The organism is Geobacillus sp. ZGt-1 (assembly GCF_001026865.1).
Classification (GTDB): Bacteria; Bacillota; Bacilli; order Bacillales; family Anoxybacillaceae; genus Geobacillus; species Geobacillus thermoleovorans.
Genome location: NZ_LDPD01000016.1, coordinates 68,680 through 73,075 on the forward strand (window position 1 = coordinate 68,680; position 4,396 = coordinate 73,075).

Below are 4,396 nucleotides of genomic sequence, written 5' to 3' on the forward strand. Positions count from 1 at the left end.
CAACTCGAAGAGACCGTGGCGGCTAACAGAGACGACATTGCGGCGCTCGACAGCCGGATTGGGCGCATGGAACAAACGATGGCGACGAAAGAGGACGTTGCCGAATTGCCGTTTATTCGGCAAGCTGTCGTGGAAACGTTAGAAACGCTCCATGAAATTTCGGCGATGAAACAAACCCTCACAGAAATGCAACAAAAAGTCAATGAAGTCATTGCCGGACAAGCGCGGCAAGAGCTCGTACTTCAATCCCTCGCTTTGCACTTGCTCGAGCATGAAAGTGAAATCCGCGCGCTAAAAGCGAGATAAATAACGAACCTCTCCTATTGTACATCCTCGCTGATGATCATGTTCCTTCCAAAACAGGCCGGTTTTGTCCGCGCCTGTTTTTTGATTGCAGCAACTTTTCATAACTTTTTTTGGCTGCGAAAACTAGAAATCCATTCGCTGTTCCTGAAAAAACGGGTGTACAAACATATTTTCCATTGCATATAGTTTGGCTTGTTGCGCATCCTAATAGAATAAAGAGGAACAGACCGAGGTGTTTGTATGCCGGTTCTTTTATCTGTCGGCACAGCAAGGATGCCGTATACGGCCGCCCAAGACGAGGTGAAGCAGCATGTCGCCGGGCTGTTCGCCGGTCGAATGGCGCGTGCGGAGCGGCTGCTGCAGGCGTTTGACAACAGCGGCATTCATACGCGCACGTTTGTCCAACCGCTTGCCTGGTACAGCGCGCCGCGCGGTTTCGGTGAAAAAAATGGGGTGTACATCGACCGTGCCGTCCGCTACAGCCGAGAGGCGGTCAATGACTGTTTGCGCAAGGCTTCGTCCGGCCCTGTTTTGCATGAGGAGATCGATGCGCTGTTTTACATCTCAACGACAGGGCTGTCGACGCCGAGCATCGAGGCGCGGCTGATGAACGTATTGCCGTTCTCCCCTCATGCCGTAAGAGTGCCGATTTGGGGGCTCGGTTGTGCGGGAGGGGCGGCTGGGCTCGCCCGGGCAGCCGACTATTGCCGGGCGTTTCCGAATGCCAAGGCGCTTGTGATCGCCGTTGAGTTTTGCAGTTTGACGTTTCAACTCAATGATTGGTCCAAAAGCAATGTGATCGGTACGTCGCTTTTTTCCGACGGCGTGGCGTGCTTGCTTGTGGCTGGCGACGGAGCGGCGCCGACAGCTGGCGCGCCGCGTGTCATCGCCGCCCGCTCGGTGCTCATGCCCGGCTCGGAAGACGTGATGGGCTGGGATGTTCGCGACGAAGGTTTGTTTGTCATCTTTTCAAAAGACATTCCGGCGATCGTTCGCTATTGGCTGCGCCCGCAAGTCGAGTCGTTTTTGCAGGAACATGGGTTAGGGCTTGGGGATATTCATCATTTCATCGCCCACCCGGGCGGGAGGAAAGTCATTGAAGCGTACGAGGAGGCGTTCGGATTCGGTCCGGAACAGACAAAAGCCGCTAGAGACGTGCTCGCCCGCTACGGCAACATGTCGTCGGCCACCGTGTATTTTGTGCTCGAACAGATGATGCGGCAGCCGCTTTCGTCCGGGCACGGCCTGCTTATCGCTCTCGGCCCGGGCTTTAGTGCGGAAATGGTGCTGCTTCAATGGGGGGGATGATCGTGCGGTTTTGGTTCGTGTTTTTGGCGGTTGCCGGCATGCGCGTCATTGAGCTTCGGCTTGCAAAACGGAACGAACAGTATGTGAAAGCGCTCGGGGCGCGGGAGTTCGGCGCTCGCCATTACCCGTTGATCGTATTGATGCATGTCGGTTTCTTTTTGTCGTTGGCTGTTGAGGCGCTTCGAAAGGGCGCGCGCCCGTCGCGCCGCTGGCCGCTTTTGTTTCCGCTTTTTCTTGTCGTGCAAGGGCTGCGCGTATGGACAATTGGGTCGCTCGGCCGTTTTTGGAATACGAAAATTTTGATCGTACCAAACGGCCAAGTAGTGAAAAAAGGGCCGTACCGATGGCTTCGCCACCCGAACTATGTGGTTGTCGCCTTAGAGATTGCGCTGTTGCCGCTTTTGTTTCAAGCGCCGATCACCGCGCTTGTCTTTTCGCTTTTGAACGCATTTTTGCTGTCGATTCGCATCGCGGTTGAGGAAAGAGCGCTGGCGGCGCTCACCGACTACCGGGAGGCGTTTCGGGAGCGGCCGCGTTTTTTGCCCCGGTTAAGGGGGGAGGCTGCCATCCGCAAGATGCGGCAAGCTGAAAGCAGCGGACAAATAAAAAACAGCCCTTGAGCCGTCTATAATGGCATCTGTTCGCCGTTCGCCTGCGGGCGGCGGCAGGGCGTTGCCTCTTTCTCTATGTCATCCTGTCGGGTTACGGCAGGATTTTTCTTTTTTTCTATTGGGAAACGGGGCGAAATGCAGTAAAATGAATGTAAATGACATTGAGGGAGACAAAGGGGTTTTGGTCATGGGGCATATTGCGATTGAGCGGCCGTCATTGCGGCTGTGGCTTTCGAAAATGATCGACATGCACGATCAGCTTCAGTCCGCGGATGACCAGGAGCATGCGGACAAAGTGAAGCAGCTCATCGAAAAAGCGGCATCCGGTGAGCTCATTGTCGCGTTTTGCGGTCATTTTTCCGCCGGCAAATCGAGTTTGATCAACGCGTTGCTCGGCGAGCCGATGCTGCCGTCCAGCCCGATTCCGACGAGCGCCAATCTCGTCAAAGTGAAAGCCGGTCCGGACTATGTGCGCGTCTTTTTCCACCGCGATGAGCCGGTCGAGTATGAACCGCCGTACGACCCGGACTTGATTCGCGCCCAATGCCGGGACGGGGAGACGATCGAATGGATTGAAATCAGCCGAACGACGGACGCCATCCCGCCGGGGGTCGCGATCCTCGATACGCCGGGCATCGATTCGACCGATGACGCCCACCGGCTGGCGACGGAGTCAGCGCTTCATTTGGCGGATGTCGTCTTTTACGTCATGGATTATAACCATGTGCAGGCGGAATTAAACTTCCAATTTACGAAGCAATTAACAGATGAAGGAAAGACCGTTTATTTGATCATCAACCAAATCGATAAACATCGCGACGACGAGCTGCCGTTCGCTGAATTTCGCGCCTCGGCCGCCGAGGCGTTCCGGCGTTGGGGAGTTGAGGCGGCCCGTTTGTTTTTCTTGTCGCTGAAAGACCCGTCACATCCGCACAACGAATGGCATGAGCTTGTCGCTTGTTTGCGCCGGTTGTTTGCCGACAAGGAGGAATGGCTCGTCCGCGGCGCCGAGTCGGCGTTAAAACGGATCGCGGACGGCCATCTTGAGCATCTCCGCGCGCGGCACGAGCTGCTTGAGCAAACGATTGAGACGCGCCTCGAGGCGCTTGGCGGCGCCGATGACGAGGCGGCGGCCATCGCGGAGCTCGATCGCCTTGAGGCGGAGCTTGCCGATTGGCAAACAGCGCCGTCGCGGGCGGAGGAGGCGTTCCGTTCGGAGCTTGAGCGCGTGCTGCAAAACGCGTACGTGATGCCGTTTGAGACGAGGGAGCGGGCTGAGGCGTACTTGCAGGCGATGCAGCCGAATTTCAAAGTGGGCTTGTTGTTCGCGAAGACAAAAACGGAGCAAGAGCGCAAGCGGCGGCTTGAGGCGTTTTATGAAAGCGTCAAAGCGCAAGCGGCGGCGCAGATCGAATGGCACGTCCGCCAGCTCCTTGTTCAGTTTGGGAAAGAATGGCATGCTGATGACGATTGGTTCAGCGAGTGCCAGCAATGGACGGCGGAGTGGGATGAGACGATGCTTGCCGGCCTCGTTAAACAAGGGGCGGAATCAAGCGGCGCCGCGCTATTAAATTATACGGATGAGGTGGCGGCGGCGCTGAAAAAACGCTACCGTGACTCGGCGCTCGCCTTGTTTGCCGAACTGAAGGAACAAATCGCCAAACGGGCGGCCGCCCAAACAGAAACATTGAACGGACAGCTTTCGGCGGCGCGCGAAAAAGTGGAGCTCGCCGCCCGCCTTGCCCGCCTCAGAGCCGAGCGGGACGAGCGCCGGCGTGCGTTCGAGCAGCTGATCGCTGCTCCATGCGAGTCTGCATCGCTTGATGAAAACCGTCTCGCCGCGTTGACGGCGCCGCCAGTCTTCCGGAAAGCGCGTCATGCCGAGACGGCAAAACCGCAAGCAGCATCCAAGCCAGCGGAAACAAGCCATCTTTCCGTCAAAGAGCAAGCGCTCGGTCAGGAAGCGGCCGGCCTCGGAGTGAGCGAAAGAGCGGACGAAGCTCGGACGCTTTCAAGCGGCAGAAAACAGCGGAGCGAAGAGGCGGCCGAGCGGCTTGAGGAGGCGGCGGCTTGGCTTGAACGGTCCGAACTGCTTGGCCGCTTCGCTGGACCATTGCGCGACAAGGCGCGTCGGCTTCGCGAGCGATCGTTTACCGTCGCCTTGTTTGGCG

General features: G+C 57.3%; 4 protein-coding genes. All 4 read left to right on the forward strand.

Going from position 1 to position 4,396, the window contains the following annotated elements:
- Positions 1-306: hypothetical protein (locus VU18_RS06735; protein ID WP_021322256.1), on the forward strand; the 306-nt coding region annotated here is incomplete at its 5' end.
- Between the two features lie 240 nt (positions 307-546).
- The gene (locus VU18_RS06740; RefSeq protein ID WP_011231047.1) at positions 547-1,614 is read left to right on the forward strand and encodes a type III polyketide synthase; all 1,068 of its coding nucleotides are present in this window, start codon (positions 547-549) and stop codon (positions 1,612-1,614) included.
- Complete coding sequence (locus tag VU18_RS06745) at positions 1,611-2,234, forward strand: isoprenylcysteine carboxyl methyltransferase family protein (RefSeq protein WP_025039382.1); 624 nt, start codon at positions 1,611-1,613, stop codon at positions 2,232-2,234. The genes VU18_RS06740 and VU18_RS06745 overlap by 4 nt, the downstream gene beginning before the upstream one ends.
- A gap of 136 nt (positions 2,235-2,370) precedes the next feature.
- Positions 2,371-4,396 (forward strand): dynamin family protein (locus tag VU18_RS19580; RefSeq protein ID WP_236687312.1); only part of this gene is annotated, 2,026 nt, incomplete at its 3' end.